This window comes from Streptomyces sp. CHD11 (assembly GCF_018638295.1).
Classification (GTDB): Bacteria; Actinomycetota; Actinomycetes; order Streptomycetales; family Streptomycetaceae; genus Streptomyces.
Genome location: NZ_JABTTS010000016.1, coordinates 1 through 16,697, shown reverse-complemented (window position 1 = coordinate 16,697; position 16,697 = coordinate 1). Strand labels below are relative to the sequence as shown.

The 16,697-nt window shown below is 64.9% G+C and carries 14 protein-coding genes and 3 pseudogenes; 11 read left to right on the top strand and 6 right to left on the bottom strand.

The window, feature by feature from the left end; all coding sequences use genetic code 11:
* Positions 1–10 precede the first annotated feature (10 nt).
* From HTV45_RS17985 to HTV45_RS17955, 7 genes are all read left to right on the top strand, one after another.
* Positions 11–448: an ATP-binding protein gene (locus HTV45_RS17985; protein ID WP_215206822.1), complete on the top strand. Its 438-nt coding sequence runs from the start codon at positions 11–13 to the stop codon at positions 446–448.
* A gap of 41 nt (positions 449–489) precedes the next feature.
* Positions 490–1,773 carry a UDP-N-acetylglucosamine 1-carboxyvinyltransferase gene (locus HTV45_RS17980; protein ID WP_215206914.1) on the top strand — a complete coding sequence of 428 codons (1,284 nt, stop codon included), beginning with the start codon at positions 490–492 and terminating at the stop codon, positions 1,771–1,773.
* A complete protein-coding gene (locus HTV45_RS17975) occupies positions 1,770–2,999 on the top strand; it encodes a metallophosphoesterase (RefSeq protein WP_215206821.1) in 1,230 nt (409 codons plus the stop codon). The genes HTV45_RS17980 and HTV45_RS17975 overlap by 4 nt, the downstream gene beginning before the upstream one ends.
* The gene (gene dcd, locus HTV45_RS17970; RefSeq protein WP_215206820.1) at positions 2,996–3,535 is read left to right on the top strand and encodes a dCTP deaminase; all 540 of its coding nucleotides are present in this window, start codon (positions 2,996–2,998) and stop codon (positions 3,533–3,535) included. Before HTV45_RS17975 ends, dcd begins: the two co-directional genes overlap by 4 nt.
* The gene (locus HTV45_RS17965) at positions 3,532–4,068 is read left to right on the top strand and encodes a deoxycytidine triphosphate deaminase (protein ID WP_215206819.1); all 537 of its coding nucleotides are present in this window, start codon (positions 3,532–3,534) and stop codon (positions 4,066–4,068) included. Before dcd ends, HTV45_RS17965 begins: the two co-directional genes overlap by 4 nt.
* Positions 4,065–5,162: a glycosyltransferase family 4 protein gene (locus HTV45_RS17960; protein WP_308309698.1), complete on the top strand. Its 1,098-nt coding sequence runs from the start codon at positions 4,065–4,067 to the stop codon at positions 5,160–5,162. Before HTV45_RS17965 ends, HTV45_RS17960 begins: the two co-directional genes overlap by 4 nt.
* Before the next feature lie 92 nt (positions 5,163–5,254).
* On the top strand, positions 5,255–6,307 hold the full coding sequence (locus HTV45_RS17955) for a serine hydrolase (RefSeq protein ID WP_215206818.1): 1,053 nt from the start codon (positions 5,255–5,257) through the stop codon (positions 6,305–6,307).
* Positions 6,308–6,319: 12 nt separating this feature from the next.
* On the opposite strand, the pseudogene HTV45_RS17950 reads toward HTV45_RS17955, so the two are convergent.
* Positions 6,320–6,867 (bottom strand): annotated as a pseudogene (locus tag HTV45_RS17950) (YdcF family protein).
* A gap of 495 nt (positions 6,868–7,362) precedes the next feature.
* Here HTV45_RS17950 and HTV45_RS17945 point away from each other — a divergent pair.
* Positions 7,363–8,448, top strand: a complete 1,086-nt coding sequence (locus HTV45_RS17945; RefSeq protein ID WP_251692309.1) for an SAVED domain-containing protein — start codon at positions 7,363–7,365, stop codon at positions 8,446–8,448.
* Here HTV45_RS17945 and HTV45_RS17940 read toward each other — a convergent pair.
* The 3 genes and pseudogenes from HTV45_RS17940 to HTV45_RS17930 form a co-directional block, all read right to left on the bottom strand.
* The gene (locus HTV45_RS17940) at positions 8,421–10,277 is read right to left on the bottom strand and encodes a ThiF family adenylyltransferase (RefSeq protein ID WP_215206816.1); all 1,857 of its coding nucleotides are present in this window, start codon (positions 10,275–10,277) and stop codon (positions 8,421–8,423) included. The two genes, HTV45_RS17945 and HTV45_RS17940, sit on opposite strands and share 28 nt — an antisense overlap.
* Entirely contained in the window at positions 10,274–11,284 is a 1,011-nt protein-coding gene (locus HTV45_RS17935; RefSeq protein WP_215206912.1) for a cyclic GMP-AMP synthase DncV-like nucleotidyltransferase, read from the bottom strand. The genes HTV45_RS17940 and HTV45_RS17935 overlap by 4 nt, the downstream gene beginning before the upstream one ends.
* A 228-nt stretch (positions 11,285–11,512) precedes the next feature.
* Positions 11,513–11,776: pseudogene (locus HTV45_RS17930) on the bottom strand (DUF3892 domain-containing protein); the annotation flags it as partial.
* Between the two features lie 181 nt (positions 11,777–11,957).
* On the opposite strand from HTV45_RS17930, the gene HTV45_RS17925 reads away from it, so the two are divergent.
* The 3 genes and pseudogenes from HTV45_RS17925 to HTV45_RS34360 form a co-directional block, all read left to right on the top strand.
* A complete protein-coding gene (locus HTV45_RS17925; RefSeq protein ID WP_215206815.1) occupies positions 11,958–12,494 on the top strand; it encodes a helix-turn-helix domain-containing protein in 537 nt (178 codons plus the stop codon).
* Positions 12,491–13,048 carry an ImmA/IrrE family metallo-endopeptidase gene (locus HTV45_RS17920; RefSeq protein ID WP_215206814.1) on the top strand — a complete coding sequence of 186 codons (558 nt, stop codon included), beginning with the start codon at positions 12,491–12,493 and terminating at the stop codon, positions 13,046–13,048. Before HTV45_RS17925 ends, HTV45_RS17920 begins: the two co-directional genes overlap by 4 nt.
* A 133-nt stretch (positions 13,049–13,181) precedes the next feature.
* Positions 13,182–13,564: pseudogene (locus HTV45_RS34360) on the top strand (transposase family protein); the annotation flags it as partial.
* Between the two features lie 148 nt (positions 13,565–13,712).
* Here HTV45_RS34360 and HTV45_RS17915 read toward each other — a convergent pair.
* Together HTV45_RS17915 and HTV45_RS17910 are read right to left on the bottom strand one after the other, a co-directional pair.
* Positions 13,713–14,786, bottom strand: coding sequence for an SAVED domain-containing protein (locus HTV45_RS17915; protein WP_308309697.1), 1,074 nt, complete (start codon positions 14,784–14,786; stop codon positions 13,713–13,715).
* Between the two features lie 146 nt (positions 14,787–14,932).
* Complete coding sequence (locus HTV45_RS17910; protein WP_215206813.1) at positions 14,933–15,883, bottom strand: hypothetical protein; 951 nt, start codon at positions 15,881–15,883, stop codon at positions 14,933–14,935.
* Between the last annotated feature and the right edge of the window lie 814 nt (positions 15,884–16,697).

Genomic DNA, 16,697 nt, shown 5'->3' with positions numbered 1-16,697 from the left:
GAGGCCGCTCATGGCAGCGCACCAGCTCGCTCTGTCCGTACCCACCACACCCGCCGCGGTCACCGCCGTCCGGCACCAGGCGATGAACGCCATAACGGGCTGGGAGACGGAGCTGGACGACGCGCTGATGCACACCGCCGAACTGGTGATCAGCGAACTGGTCACCAACGCAGTCCGGCACGCGGGCACCGGGCAGGTCTCCCTGTCGGTTCAGCTCGTCCAAGCCGGCCTGCGCATCGAGGTCGACGACTCGAACCCTGCGCTCCCCCAGCTCTGTCTCCCGGACCAACACGCCGAGAACGGCCGCGGGCTGTTCCTCGTCGCCGTTCTGGCCGACCGGTACGGCGCCGATCCGACACCCACCGGCAAACGGTGCTGGGCCGAGATCGGCCTGCCCACCTGCCCGGGCCGGGAGATCGCCGTCTCCCTTCCTCTGCAAAGGAATTGACTGTGACGACCACCACCTCCACCCCGGCACGGGCCGCCGAGGTGATCGCCGTACGCCCCGGCCCTCCGCTCGCCGGAACCGTCACCGTGGACGGCTCGAAGAACGCCGCCCTGCCGCTGCTGGCCGCCGCGGCAACCCTGGGTCGCCCAGTCCGGCTGAGCAACATCCCTGCGAACACGGACGTCCAGATCATGCTGACGCTGTTGCAGCAAGCGGGCTGGCATGTCGCGCAGCCCGTCGGGGAGCCGACTACGGCGGTGATCCTGCCGACCGAGAGCCGGTGCGTATCTCCCGTACTCGCGCAAGCCGCCCACATCCGTGCCTCGTACTACCTGATGCCCGCTCTGCTCGCCCGGCACGGCGAGGCACGGCTGCCGTGGCCCGGCGGCTGCCGGATCGGTGCACGTGGGATGGAGTTGCACTTCAAGGTGTACGAGGTGTTCGGCGACCGGAGCGCAGTGGACGACTCCGGCTACCGCGTCGAGAGCGTCTCGCCGCGCACCGGCACCGTCTCCCTGGTGCTGCCGTTCCGCTCCCGCGGGGCAACCGTGGCCGCCGTACTGCGCGCCGTCACCACCGGTCGACCGTTACGGCTGGGAGAGCCCAACCTCTCCCCAGAGATCCTCTGGGTGCTCGACGCCCTGAGGACTGTGGGCTGGGAGACCCGGGCGAGTGAGCACCTCCTCAGCCTCGTACCGCCGTCTCCGGGTCACGACGAAGCTGTCGTCTGGGAAGTGCCCGGCGACAAGATCGAGGCAGGCACGCTGGCGTGTGCCGTCGCGGCCACCGGGGGTACCGCACGCATCGAGGGCGTCCATGGCAGGGATGTAGGCCCGCTCGTCGCTGCGCTCCGGCGACTGGGCATCCCTGCCGACGCCGATTCCGGTGTCCTCTCTGTCCGTTCCCAGGACGCGCGACCGACGGGTCGCGCGCTGCGGGCCATCGCGTCCCTCAGCCCCGGTGGCCTGGACGCCGACTTCGAACCACCTCTGATGGCCCTCGCCCTTAACCTGCCGGGCACCCACCTGTTCGCCGACGCGATCAACCCCGGTCGCCACGGCAATCTGCTTCCCCAACTGACCCGCCTCGGCGCCGAGATCGAGGAGACCTCCCCCACCGAGTGCCGCCTGACCGGACCCCAACGGCTGACCGGAGCGGGCGTGGAGGCCACCGACATCCGCACCGGCTCCGCCCTCATGGTCGCGGGCCTCACCGCCAGCGGTGTCACCACGCTCGGTGGCCTCGATCAGCTCCGGCGCGGCCACGCCGACCTGCCCGGCAAGCTGCGCGCCCTCGGCGCCGACATCTGCGAGGTCACCCCATGACCACCCAGCGCACCCTGCGCCAGATCGTGGCCACCACCGACGTCCACTCCGCCCTCGAGAACGCCGTGCCCTTCCTGAGCCGTCTCCATGCCCTCCGCCCGACCTCGCTCATCGTCGACTGCGGCGACTTCTTCGAAGGTTCCGGCTACTACCGCCTCGCCCAAGGGGCCATCGAGCGCGAGATCCTGCTCCAGCTCTACGACGTCCTGGCTCCCGGCAACCACGGCTGGCCCCACCACTTCGAACCCGAGCTCCACCGGCTCACGGTCTGCGCCAACGCTGTCCAGGTCGATACAGGCGACGCGCTCTTCCGCCGCCTGTACACCACCCGCATCTCGGGGCGACGAGTCGGAATCACCGCGGTGATCGGGCAGCAGGCGTTCGACGCCATCCCTGCCAAGCATCGGGCCGATCACCGCGTGACCGACCCCGTCCAAGCCCTGCGCGAGGTGATGCTCGCCCACCACCACGAGGTCGACGACTGGATCCTGCTCAGCCACTCCGGCTTCGACGAGGACCACAAGCTGGCGGCCGTCTGCCCCTTCCTCGACGTGGTCTTCGCCGGGCACTGCCACAGCGCCCGGTACGGCCCGGTCCGGGTCGGCGACGCTCTCATCGTCAAGGGGCGCGAACTCGCCGACGGGTATGCGATCGCCACTCCCGTCGGACCAGGCTGGGGTGCCGGCACCACTCGCTTCCCGGACCGGGCTCCGCCCCTTGTCCCTGCCGAACTGGAGCCGTTGGAATCGAAGATCGGCGAACTCAGACAGCAGCTGACCGCCGTCCTCGGCCCCGTGACCAAGGCGTATCAGCACCGGACTCCCGATCGCCGCGACCTGCTTGTAGACCTCGCCGCGCGCCTGCGCACAGGACTCGGCGTCGGCGCGGTCATCCTCAACGAGACCGTGCTCCGTCCCGTCCCACTGGGCGACATCCTCACCCTGGGCGATCTGCTCGCCATCGAGCCCTTCGACAACCAGCTCGTCCACGCCCATGTCCCAGAAGACTTCCGTCAGGACCTTCATGGTCTGCTGGCCCATCTCGCCGAACAGGCCGGCCCGCTCGTCACCTCGCCAGATCCCCTGCCGGACGGCATCACCACTGTGCTGACCACCGACTACCTCGCCGACACCTGCCTCGCAGGCCGGACCCACGCCGCGGGGCTGCTCCTCGGCCAGGCCGTCAAGCACGTCCTCACAACGCCCGCCCAAGGAGGCACGCGATGATCCTCACCGGTCCCGAGATCACCGCAGCCGCCCAGGACGGCCGCCTGCGGATCACACCCTTCGCCCCCGACCAGGTCAACCCCAACAGCTACAACGTCCGCCTCGGCCCGACCTTGGTCACCTATACCGCCGACGTCCTGGACACCCACCAGCCGAACCCCACCACCGAGTTCACCATCGGCCCGGACGGATACGTGCTCCAACCCGGCGAGCTCTACCTCGGCCACACCGTCGAACAGGTCGGCTCCGACTCCTTCGTACCACTGCTGTTCGGTCGCTCGTCCGTCGGACGGCTCGGTCTGTTCGTCGAGATCACCGCCCCTATCGGAGACATCGGCTTCCACGGCCAGTGGACCTTGATGCTCACGCCAATCCGCCCTCTGCGCGTCTACGCGGGCATGTTGATCGGGCAGATCATGTTCTTCGCCTCCGTCGGCCCCGTCGCCCTGTACCGCGGCAAGTACCAGGCCGCAGCCGGCCCACAGCCCTCCGGCTACTGGCGAGACGTCACAAAACTTCGGGCGGTGGCCTCGTGATCCTCACCGGCCCCGCCATCGCCGCGGCCCGAGCCGCAGGAGAGATCACCATCGAGCCGTACGATCCGGACTGCCTCTCCCCCAACGCCTACGACTGGCGGCTCGGAGACACCCTGCGCGTCTGCGACACCGACCTGGACGCCGCCGCCCCCACCCCGTACACCGAGACCGCCGTCCCCGGTTCCGGGCTCGTCTCGCGTCCCGGCGTGCTCTACCTCGGCCACACCCACGAGAGGACCGGCTCGGAGACGTACGCCCAATTCCTCAACGGCAACCGCACCATGGGCGCGCTCGGCATCTGGGTCCACGTCTCCGCCCCACTCGGCCACCAAGGCCACGCGATCCACTGGACCCTGGAGATCCGCGCCGCCAGACCCGTCCGTGTCTATCCCCGGATGACGTTCGGCAAGCTCGTCTTCCTCCGGTGCCTCGGCGCCCCGGCCAGCTACCAACTGCACGGCCTCAAATACACCGCGACCGCGGGCATCGACATCTCGCGCCTCTACGAAGAACTCGCCGGAGGTACCACGTGAGCCCTCTGGTCGCGACCGCCCTCGACATGCCGTTCGGCAGCGCGGGCGGAAGTGTCGAGCTCTTACTCGACCTCTACACCGGCGAGAACCCGCTGATCCCAGCTCGTGCCTTCATGCTCGCCTCACAGACTCCTCCGCCTCGACTGCCTGCGGGGCTGGAGCTGATGACTGTGGCCGGCAAATGCCTCTCCGGACCGCCCTTCACGACGTACGTCAACGCGTTGCGCCGGGCCCTGGCGCAACGCATCGACCCGTCCAGCGTCGATGTCCTCCACCTGCAGCACCTCGTCTTCGGCGGAACCCCGGCCCTGATCCGCGCACTGCCCGCCCACCCCCGCATCGCGCTCGTCCACGGCACCGACCTGCTGTTCGCCGAAGCCCACCGCGACCAACTCCGAGTCCTGCAGGAAACCGCACGCCTCGCCGACGCCATCGTCGTCCCGACCGGCGCCATGGCCGACCGGCTGCTCCAGCTCGCCCCCACCACCGACCGCCGGAAGATCACGAAGATCCCCTGGGGCATCCCCGACCACCTGCTCACCACCCCGCCACGGCGCCCCGCCCGCCGATCAACCGGACACCTCCGGCTGCTTTACGCAGGACGCCTCACCTCCGAGAAGGGCATTGAGACACTCCTGCGCGCCATGCCCGTAGCCCAGGCCGTCGAACTGAGCATCGCGGCACCTCGCCACCAGTTCCACGGACTGACCCCGCTCCTCCGTCTCCTTAAGGTCCACGTCCACTACCTCGGCTGGCTCAGCCGTCCACAACTGTGGAGAACCTTCGCCGATCACGACGCCCTCCTCATGCCCTCGACCACCCTCGAAGCCATGGGCCTAGTCGCCCTCGAAGCCCAAGCGTGCGGACTGCCGGTCCTCTACCAGCCCGTCCCGGGCCTGAGCGACACCCTCGCCACAACCGGCCTGGCCACCGACTTCACCAACCCGGCCGCACTCGCCCAGGACCTCAGCCGGCTCCACAGCACCCCCGGCCTGCTGCCCGCCCTCCAGGCCGCAGGCCACACCAACGCCGCCCGCTACCCCCTCACCACCACGGCAGCTGCCCTGAACGACCTCGGCAAACAGCTCGCCTGACGACCCACGCCGCCACGGGAACTGCGCCCGGCTCATCACTACGCTGAGCACCGGGACACACCACGGCACGGCCCACGATCGATCGGGAGACCATGGCGCTCGACCTCGACACCGACCCCATCCAGCAACTCCTCCACGACGGCGTCCGCGACAAGGTCTACCCCGGCGCCGTCTGGGCCATCGGCGACAGCCTCGGAATCACGGCCAGCGGCACCGTGGGCGTTCTGGATCCCGAGCGGCTCAGTGAGCCGATGCGGCGCGACACCGTCTTCGACGTCGCCAGCCTGACCAAGATCCTCGCCGTATGGTCGACCATCGGTTGTCTCGTCGAGGACGGCAAGCTCCAACTCGACGTGCCGCTGGGCGAGTTCTGGTCCGAGGTGAACGGTCACCCCCTGGCCCAGGCAACCGCACGTCACTTGCTCACGCACACCGCCGGCGTCCCGCTCCGAGCCAACCTCCGGAACCTCTACGGCACCGATCCCCAGGACATCCGCGACGGCGTCCTCCGCGAAGCCCTGCACCGGCCGCCCGGCGAGGCCGTGGAGTACACCGACCGCCCCGCGCTCATCCTCGGCTACCTCGCCGAATACCTCTCCGGCCAGAACCTCGACGTGCTCGCGGCCAACCGCGTGTGGCAGCCCCTCGGCATGACCCAAACCCGCTTCGGCCCGCTGCCTGCCGACGCAGCCGCCCGCTGCGCACCAACGGAGCTCGACGACAGCACGCGAATCCATCTCAGGGGATCCGCACACGACTTCTCCGCCCGCCTGCTCGGCGGGGTCTGCGGCATCGCGGGCGCTTTCTCCGTCCTCGACGACCTCGCCACGTTCCTGCGCTATCTGATCGCCCCGGCCCGGGTGAACGAGGCGCCTGGATTCAGCGCGGATTGGATCAAGGAATCCCTACAGATTCATACGAACGGATTGGTTCCACCTCGTGGGCTTTTCTGGCACTCGGCTCCGGGCACCACACCCGAACCCGACGACATCTGGGTGCACTACGGGTTCACAGGCACGGGCATGTGGGTCTCCCCACAAAAGGACCGTTGGGCGGCTCTGCTGACCAACAAGCTCTACTTCACCCGTGACCGCGAGCCACTCACCCAGGTCCGCAACACGTTCCGCTCACTCGTCTTCGCCTAGGCCGAGCCGGTTTCAGACTTCGACCAGGCGGCTGTCGAAGCCGGCGCGTACGAGGCGCTCGTAAGCACCATGGACATCGCTCGGCACGTCCTGCTCGACGGCGAAACCCAGCTTCGGATACTCGATCACCCGTTGCAGGTCACCAACGAGCATGTCGACGACGAGCTTCTCGTCACCAATGGCCTTGACGTAGTCGCCCAACTCCAGCGGCTCGGAGGCGCACACAACCTCGGCTTCGGGCCGCAGCTTGCGGCAGGTCGCGTACGAGCGGCGCTCCATGTACGGCTTGGAGATCAGCAGCAGCGAGTCCACCTCCACGCCGGCCGTGGCCAGCAGCTCGAGGGACAAGGCGATGTTCTGGCTGGTGTTGGCCGCCTTCGGCTCCACCAGGATCGCCTTGTCCGGGACGCCCAGGCTCAGGGGCGTGCTCCCGGTAGTGGACGGCCTCGCCGCGCGGGAAGCGGGCGCGGGTCGTGAGACTGTTACCGCCGTCGAGGCTTGTGGCCCATCTGGTGATAGGCCCAGATCAGTTGGGCGTCACGCAACTGCTCCTCGGACATCTGACGCTGCTGGCGCTCCGGCACCGGCACCCCCTGGTCGCTCCCACTCGCAACGTTCGATCACAGCTTGGCAGAAGCCGCAGCCAGGATGCTCGCGCCGATCGAGACTTCGACCAGCACCACGGAGAGGGCCGGATACCCCCCAAGTTCTCCCGCGAGGGCTGCCCCGTCCCGCAGAGACCATCCCGATCTCGTCCCCGCAGTTCGCGCCCTGGCTACAGAGCTGGCTTAACCGGTTCATCGGCGGCCAATAGCAAGCTAGCCCATACAGCACCCGGCACCGGGGCATCCGAGTTGTTCAGAGTTCCCGTTGTAAAGGTGGTTGCGGCATAGCGTCGAGCTGGCGGGGCGAAGATGGTTGCGGAGGGTGGCGGAGTGGACAGGCACGGAGCGGCGCGCAGGCCGCGCAAACCATCCGCAAAGGTGCGTCTTGAGGTCTGGGTCCGCAGTGGAGGCAGGTGCGTTCTGTGCAACGAGTACCTGCTAGAAGGCGCCATGTCAGCGCGCACCCTGAACTTGGGCGAGTTGGCTCATATTGTCGGCCAGGGCACGGGTGTCCTGTCTCCGCGTGGACAGCACCCCCTGGAAACCGACCTGCGGGAGGATGCCGACAACCTGATGCTCGTCTGTGCCAACCAGCACGGTGAGATCGATGCCACTGGCGCGCTGGACATGTTCACGGTAGAGATGCTCCGCAGGTTGAAACAGGAGCACGAGGACAGAATCCGGCACGTGACGGGCCTGGGGGCAGACCGTGCCACCACGGTGGTGCGGATGGTGGGTCAGGTCCACGGGCAAGAGGTGGAACTGTCTCGGCAGACGGCCTCCGCCGCTGTGGTGGCCGCGCACCGTTTTCCGCTCTTCCTGGAGTCCTACGCACGGCATGGCATTGAGATCGATCTGAGGGGTGTGCCCAAGGAATCGTCCCTCGTCCCACATGGGGCACTGGAGGCCGCGGTTTCAAGCCGTGCCTACTACCGCTTGGCGGCGGAGATCATTGACGACGTGATCGAGCGACAGTTGCAGCGAGGGATCGTGCGCGACTCCGTACGGCACGTCAGCGTGTTCGGCTTCGCGCGTCTGCCGCTCCTAGTGCACCTGGGATCCCGTTTGGATGACACTGTGCCCACCGATATCTACCAGCGGCAGCGGCGGGATGAATCGTGGGTGTGGCACGACGACGGTCCGGCTGTGGACTTCACCGCTCGCGTTGATCATGATGCGCTGGCCGGCAGCGATGCAGTGATGCTCATGAATGTGTCCGGGTCCATCAAGCGGCAGGAGGTGCCGGCGGAGCTAGTGGCTCTGCGCCGCTACGAGATCCGGCCGGTGCAGGCTCCTACGTGTCCGGATATCTTGCGGGACCGCGAATCCTTGCGTCGGTTCGCAGCCACGCTTCGGGACTTCTTCGCCCTGCTGGAGCTGGAGGCGAAGACGGTGCGGCGCTTGCATATTCTCCCGGCGGTGCCAATGTCCGCGGCGGTTGCGCTGGGCCGTGCCCATCACCCTCAGGTCCATCCGCAACTGGTGATCTACGAGCGGCTGGAGGGGGATTACGTGCCGACGCTCAAGGTCGGCTGATCCAGCCGACCGCCGCGGCCCGGGCTAGGGAGCGTGGGCGAGGACTGGCCAAACGGAGTTGCTTGTTGGGGTGTGTACGACACGAAACGGTGTGCCGGGTGGGTGCCTGTGTGGGGCTGGGCGCACAGATGGGTTCCGGAGAGGGGATGGTGCAGTTGCATGCCCAGGAGTGTGATGAGGGTGGCGGTGATTCCAGCGAGGTCGGCTGCGGATCCGTGGAAGGTGGGGATGGAGCATCCGCGGGTGGGCCGAATCTCGTCGCCGGGTTCGGGCTCGATCCACAGCGCGCGGTAAGGCTCCAGGTCTGGGGCAGCCAGGACGTGTTGGCCGGTGGCGTGGTCGATGGCCGACGGGCCCTGGCCGGTGTCCGGTGCCGAGATGGTGAGAACGCCGTGGCTGGCGCTTGCCGTGTCGGTGGCCATTTGGGCCAGCACAGCCTTGCGGCCGGGGAAGCGTGCCAGGAGGTCGAGGAAGCGTCCTGCGGTGACGCTCACCGTGGCATCGATGATGACATCGGCCTGCTCTGCGGCGTCCAGCAGTGCGGGCGAGGGAGGCGGGTCGGAGATCTCGACGGTGAGGTCGTCACGGATGCTCCTGAGGCGTTCTGCCAGGGCGATGGCCTTGGCAGAGCCGATGTCGTTTTCGGTGTAGTTCTGCCGGACGAGCAGTCCTCCGGTTACGGTGCCGGGGTCACTCAGTGCGATGTGGGTGGCTCCTGCACGGGCCACCAGTTCGGCGGCCCACGCACCGATGCCGCCACATCCCCAGACATGGACGCGGGTGCCGTAGAAGGCGCTGGCCGGCCGTTGTGCGTCGCGGCGTGTGGTAACGGCCGGCCGCTCGTCGGAGAGGTAGCACCACTCGAGTGCGGCCTCACGGACGTCGGCGGGCAGCGAGGAAAGTTGCCGTGGTGCCGTTGTCCGGGATGCATGGCGCAAGGCGTCGCTGGCCTGGGCGGGCAGGCGTCCGGCCAGGAGGAAGTACGGAATTGCCGAGAGGTTGGGGTGCGGGACGGCGAGGACAAAGTACTGGCATGTTCCGTGGGGGTTCCTGAGCGCGCTGTTGGCCAGTGCGGTCAGGAAAGCGGGCGAGCGTAGCCCCAGCTGTGGGCTAGTTGGCGGTGTTCCGGTGTGCGGTGTGGCGTTGGCGTCGATGCGGAGTAGGAGATCGGCGAGTATGCCGCCGGCTCCGAGAGGCAGGGAATGGCCAAGGGCCAGTACCGGAAGGCGGAGGCTGTGATCGCCTGCCGACCGGTCGGACAGGTCGAGCCGATGGGTGGAGCGTGGGGTGAGCCAGCCGACGCCCGCGGGGCGGCACGGGTCAGGTTCTCGCACCACGATCGTGGGAGTGCCGGGTGTGCGGTGCAGGACTCCTCCCACGGCGTGGAACAAGGCGGTGGTGGCGTCGAACCGGTTGGCTGCTGCATCGGTAAGCCACTGCCATAGCCGGTTCAGGACGGGCGACATCCCTCCTTCAGGGTCCCATTCGCGGGCGGCGTCGAGGTAAATGCACAGCCGGTAACCCTCCAGAACGTGCGGAGCGCCAGCGAACCGGGTGTGCGGGGTCTGCACCCAGGGAGGCATCAGGGTGGTGGGCGGGAGGACGAAGAGGAATTCCTCGTCCTCCCGCAGGGCCAGGCCACCCTTGGTATGGGGGATGTCCGCGGTGTGGAGGCTGATCCGCGCGGCTGCCTGTCCGCTTGCAGCGACCGCCGGGCGACCTATGAGGCGGATGTCACGGGGGTGTTGAGCAGCGAGCCTCTTGAGGTCGGCCAGCAGGTGCTGCTGCCAATGATTCAGCGTGGGCGATGGGGGCTTTCGCTTGGTCATCCTGCACGTCCTGTACGGGAGGTGGTGGTGATGAGGGACGGCAGCGGGAACTTGGGACCAGCCGCGGGCGGGGTGGATGACGAGGACGGGCTGGGCGGTTCGGGGAAGCGGCTGCCGAATACCTCGCGCCACAAGCGCACGCTGGTGTCCTGGTCCGGTTCGTCGTAGGCCGCTCGGATCTGGGCGGCGTGGGTGTGGATGCGGTCGCGGAAGTAGGCGTAGGTGGACTGGTCCCAGCGCTGGTCGAAGGTGAGGCCCGATCCGGAGGGGTCGGGAATGGAGGGCTTGAGCGGCCGGGCCTGCAGCCACGTATCGAGGTCTTCGACAATGGTGAGGAGCGCGGTGGGCACGTTGCTGTAACAGCCGGGGCGGATCAGAGTGTTGGTCCTCAGGACCCGTTCGCCGAGCAGTGTCGTGAGGATGATGGAGCGCGTTCCGGTGAAGGAATTCTTGTGGTCACGCAGGTACTTCATCAGCCGGATGACCTTGCGGAGGTTGCCGTTTGCGATGGCGTCCTTGTCCTTCATCCAGGTCGTGAAGCCAGCCGGGTTGGTCACCTCCCACTCGTTCTTGTCGCGATTGACGATGACTTCGCGACCGTCTGCGAAACGAAGGTAGGGGACAATGTCGACGTGCATGGAGTTGGCGTAGCTCAGCTGCACACAGCGGCACTTGCGGGTGTGGGGCATGTCCTTGTAGATGCTGTGCCGGTGAAGTACGGCGTAGATCTTGTCGATGTAGGTCTTCGGATTCTCCGCCCACTCCAGCACCTCCTCTAGGTGGAGCATGAAGTCGGCATCGAACTCCTTGTCGCCAACCGGGTTGATGATGGTGCGCTGCGCCCACGACCCTTGGGGCTTCTTGCCGAGGATCAAGGGGCCGAGTTCAGGGTCGCTTTTGAGGGCCTGGTAGATGGCTTCCACGCGGGCGTCGAGGAGGTCGAGTTTGGCCTGGCTGAGGTTGACGGTGTCCCGCAGAAACGTGATGAAGCCATTGACGTGCTGCATGGAATCTCCTTTGTGAGAGACGTGGCGCGAGTTCTGCTTTCCTGGACGCTGGAGCGGCTGGCGCAGAGGAAGAAGCTCAAGACATCCGCGTCCGTCGGGGCTAGAGCATGTCGGTTGGCGCGCAACGTGCAGGGGAGCTCTGGTCGCACCCCATGGGCGCCTTCCCAACCAATGGCCCAAGTGGCGGACCGATCTGGTTGGTTGGCCTCCGTACCGAGGGAGCACCAGCAAGTTGTCCGTCCCGACACCGTCCGCGTAGGACCGCAGGCACTTGTCGCCGTAGACGGGAGTGACGACGAGTACGTCCGCCCGGTGCCCTCTGCCGTCGTCGGTGTAAGCCTCGCCGTCCTCGTCCGCGATCCACTTGACAATCTCGGCACGGGCACAGTCGCCGCTGCTGCCGGTAGCAGGGCTCTTCCGCCGGAGACGAACGATGTGCTGATGCGTGGTGCCGCCTGGAGACAGCTGTACGGCCGTGATTTGGATCGCCATGGTGCGCGCTCCTTCCTGACACTGCGATGGAACTGTGCCTGCAGGTGATCCCGGAGGCAGGCCCGCGGGCACGGCACACATTGCGACGCTTGTTGCAGCAGAGCGTCACTGAAACAAGATTGAGCGCACGAGGCTGTTGCAGTCAAGTGGCACTGGCGTTCGAGAGATATGCTCGGCTGGTATGAGGCAGGACGAAGGCCAGGAAGAGCTCCCGATCGAAGATGAGCCGGGCACACCCACAGAGGTCGAGCGACTCGACATCAACGAACTCGGCCGCCTGCTGCGAGAACGCCGAGGTAGCCTGTCGCTTCGGCAAGCCGCTGCAGAAGCCTGCGTCAGCTTCAGCACACTCTCTCGCGTCGAGGCTGGCGCACAGCCTGACCTCGCGTCGTTCACCGCTCTATGTGCATGGCTCAGGCTGCCGCCGAGCCGCTTCTTCACCCCCGTCGCGGCCCGCGAGGTCTCTCCCCTTGACCAGGCCATCACCCACCTGCGCGCCGACCCACGACTGTCCGACGAGGCTGCCGAAAGAATCAGCGCTGTCCTGCGGGACCTCTACGCCGCCCTGGCAAAAGACAGCGCGCCGGCAAAGCCTGCCGTGGCATGCCACCTACGCGCCTCGCCATTCCTGCGCCCCGGCGTTCCGGCAAGGCTCGCCTCGCTGCTCAGCGACATGAACGACGAACTGCACCGCCTAGTGGAAGCCGGTGAGCTGTGACCCTGCCGCGAGGCTTCAAAGCCAACGCCGAGCGCCAAGCCCTCCACCTGCGCAGCGAACTCGGCATCCCGCAGAACGGACGGCTTGACGTGTACGTACTCGCCAAGCACCTCGGCGTGAAGATTGTCAGCGCCGACCGCCTCGTTGAGCGTCAGCGCATCGAGGAACTCGAGCGCATGCAAGCCTTCGCCTTCTCAGCCGCGACCTTTAACGTCAGCGGAGCGTCGTACATCGTCACCAACCCCCTGCGCGTCAAAGGCAGGGAAGCAAGCGACATCGCCCACGAGCTCTCTCACCTGATCCTCGAACATGACCTGGCCGAGGTACATGAGATCAACGGCATTCCCTTCCGGACCTGCCGCCCGGAGGAAGAGGAACAGGCGACGGCTCTCGGCGGCACCCTCATGCTGCCGCGACCTCTCCTCCTCAATGCCGTACGGCAAGGCCATGGACCAGGGGAAATCGCCGAAGCCTACGGCGTCACTGAAGAAATGGCGCGATTCCGCGTCAACACCACAGGTGTCACCAAGCAAGCCCGCCGACGCACTGCCTGAGACCTTGTGGACGAGACCTACTTGGTTCAGGCCCAATTCGTCTGCGCGGAGCGGCCAGCGCTCGCACTAACCGAGGAAGTGGAGCTTCCTTAAAGCGTGTTACAGAAGGCCGCGATCAGAAAATTTCATGTGTATGAGTGGGGTGTTGCGGGCTGAGCCGTCGTGGGTGGAGACGTTCACCGGGCTGCGGATGAAGTAGTTCGAGCGGTTGCTGATGGTGGTGCGGGAGCGGGGTGGTGACGGGCCGCGAATCGGGCGACCGTGGTGTCTGCCGCTTCAGGACTGAGTGCTGATGGCGGCTGTCTACCACCGGACGTACCTCACCATGCGGCAGCTCGCGCCACTGTCCGAGGTTTCGCCGACCACGGTGTGCAGGGTCATCAGCGGCTACGGCCCCTCCTCGCGCTTGAGCCGGCCCCCCGTCCCGCTGTCTATGCCGCGGACCTGCTGTGGATCGTGGACGGCAGAGCTCGAAATCTAACCACCGTAACCCAGTCATTTAAGATCTCTAGAAATCGTCCGGCAACTCATCCGGCATCTTGATGTCGCCACACATTCGCACGGAACGCCACACCACGACGTGAGGAAGAATGCCATCCTGCGGAGGCAAGCGGAAGCAGGAGCGTGGATAGGACGACCGTTCTGGTGATCCCGACGGGTGAGCTTACCGAATTTCCAGGGCCCGCCGGTAGGAGCCGTAGTCTACTCGGTCGTACGTGACGATCGAGGGTTGAATTACTGGATCGCGAACGCGCCCCAATGCGATGGCGGCCGAGATCGGTAAGGCACCAAAGAGATGAAGGCGAACTATATTCTTGTGGCGCTTCTCAAGCTCGCCAAAAAATTTGCGGAACGTTACTCGAAGATTTTCGAGTGTAGCCCTAGAGTCAATGATCCCTCCGGAAGGGGTTCGATCGATGGGCTGGATTCGGAATACCGGATAGCGTTTCAGGGGATCAGGGATCTCATTTTCATGGACAGTACCGGAAATACTTGCCAGTAGAACGGCTTCGACGCCGGCAGCAACATCTGGCATATCAACGGTGAAGTCCACGGGAGACTCCACGTTGGGCCAAACCCACGAGTCGGTAGTCTGATGGCGCTGATAGAAATCCACACCATATCCGTCCCCCAGCTTTCGCCCCAAGTAGACAAGGAGCGGAAGTCGGGCGAACGCAAAGACACTAACGTGCTCTACATGACCTTTCTTTAGCCCATCATTGAGAAGATTGTCGACGACTTGATCGATCACATATTTGGCAGCACTGTAATACTCGGCAGTTGGCGCCGACTGTCCGCCAAACTCGTCTTCAACAATGGAGGATTCACCTGGTAGTTGCCTGAGATCGATTTCAATCCCGTATCGATCATAGGATAGCTTGAAGTACGGAAAACGGTCACTCGAGGCAAGAACGGCTTCGACTGCGGTTCTCTGCGCAAGTTCCAAGGGGCGCCCGCGAAGTTGTCCAATCATGCGTAGAACCACTGTTCGCCGATCACCTCCAAGACCCGTAACGTGCTTGATCCGTTCCTCGTGACTGCGTTTAGCTTCGCGAAGCTTTTGTACGGTGAACATATCCAAAGTCACCGGATCGTCAATCTCTGCATGGCACTCGCCGCACGCAAGAGCAATATTGTCGGCCAGGTCTCGTTTTGATGTTGGATAATCAGTCAGCCCACGTGGAGAGGCCGTAGACTGCTGTTGTCCTACAATATGTGCCAGTTCGCCAAGTGACACCGCTTCACACGTCAAATTTCCATCGAGTAGATCTCTATTGCAAATCGCGCATCGGCCACCGGATCGAACCCACACCCGTCTTTTTTCAATCTCCTTTAGGTTTGGGCGCGTACCAACCTTGCGCTGTCGAGGCGCCGACTTCGGATTCAATTTCCAGAGCCTCGCTGACAATCCGAGAAAACGTGCACTGCTGGAAATATCTCACGCAGCGATTCACAAGTTTCGAGCAGACGTCCGGATGCGGCGTTTTCAATGACCCTGTCGAAGGCGTCGCACGCGTTATTCAAGTACGCAAGGACCTTGCTTCGCCGCATCTCCAGCCCGATAGGTGGACCAATACCGGCAGGATCCGGAGTGAGACCCGAACTCAGAGCCTGTTTCGCGTAATGGAAGAAGGTGTACAAACCTTCGGTTAGCGTCGTAGGGCGCGTTATGCACGACAGCGCCAACGCCTTGATATTCCAAGATGACAGCGGTTGGCCAGTCGCGCGATTCCATTGCTTCACGATCCGCACTACGGCATTAAAGGATAGGTCGCTTGATGCATTCGCGAGACGTATCAGTTCGCTATGCCTGATAGGATCCGACCTATCCCACCCCTGCCGTTGGAGGTTAGGGATTAGGACACCCCGACCTTCTCGATAGTCAAGGGCCACGATCACGTCTGCCGTGAAGTCGTAATAGGATTTCTTTGCATCTCCGAATTGAACTACAACCGCCCTCTTTTGTTCAGCGAAGTCGGCCGATATTCCAGGATATCGCTTGCCCGCTAGGGTTTCGATGACTTCGCACGCGCGCTTCATGATTACCCCAGGACTATGTCGTCGTTCACGAGCAGCCCAAGGCTCACCAAGAACAACACCCAGGTCTATATCGCTTAGCGGGCTTAGGGCGTCGCCGTGCGCAATACTGCCATTAACATAAACCTCTTGCCCAAAACCTTCAGCTAGTGCTGAGCTAAGCATATTCAGGCGCTCTTTAGCCTCGGCGTACTCGTTGTCGGTAATTGCTATACGACGATCAATCGTAAGCAGGAGAGGTTCCAGTTGTCGCTCGGCTGCGCCGGGCTGGAACTTAGCACCGCGACCATGAAGCACTTGAACCTCCTTCCGTTCCAACCTCCAAGATTGAACCTCAGGTTACCCGAATGCTCGAGGCCGTCGATACGTAAACAAATAGTGACCACCGGTTGCGTCCAGAGAAGTGGTATGCGGGTTCGACCTGATCCGGGGGTTTGTTGCGCCGTCGGGGTGAGGCCCACATAGACGAGGCCACATGCCGATCTTCGAGGTGTCGAAGATCGTTCGAGATCAGCACGATGGCCGCACCAGACAGTGCGCCCCTGCACGCCCTCGCGGAAGGCAACCTCGCTGCGGTAAGTTCCGATCTGCTGCGCGCGATGGTCAAGACGTTCGCCGACGCACTCATGTCCGCAGATGCTGGCACCCTCTGCGGTGCCGAGTACGGGCAGGTCAGCGATGAATGTCAACCGCCGGAAGGGCTACCGCACCTACGAATGGGGCACCCGGGCTGACACCATCGAACTGGCCATCCCCAAGATCAGGTCCGGAATTTCTCCCCGTACTGGCCGCTGGAGCGCCGCCGACTCCGCAGCCCTGGTGGCACCGCAGGTCGGTGATCTGGACCGCCATCGGAGCGACACCGGCGATCACCGGCGTCGTCTTGACGAAATGAGACTCAGCCGAAGCCGCCCTGATCCTGCGGCAAGTGATTGCCCTAGGTGTTCTGTCCCGGGAGGTTGTGGACGGGTGAGCCAGGTCTCGGCTGAGGGATCTTGAAGAGGTGAGGGCCTTCCGGTTCGGTGTGGATTGCGACGTCTACACCTGACCGAAAGGCCCTCGTGCCCCACCGTAATGCACCCCTGACCGAGACCGGACGGCTGCGCCTGGC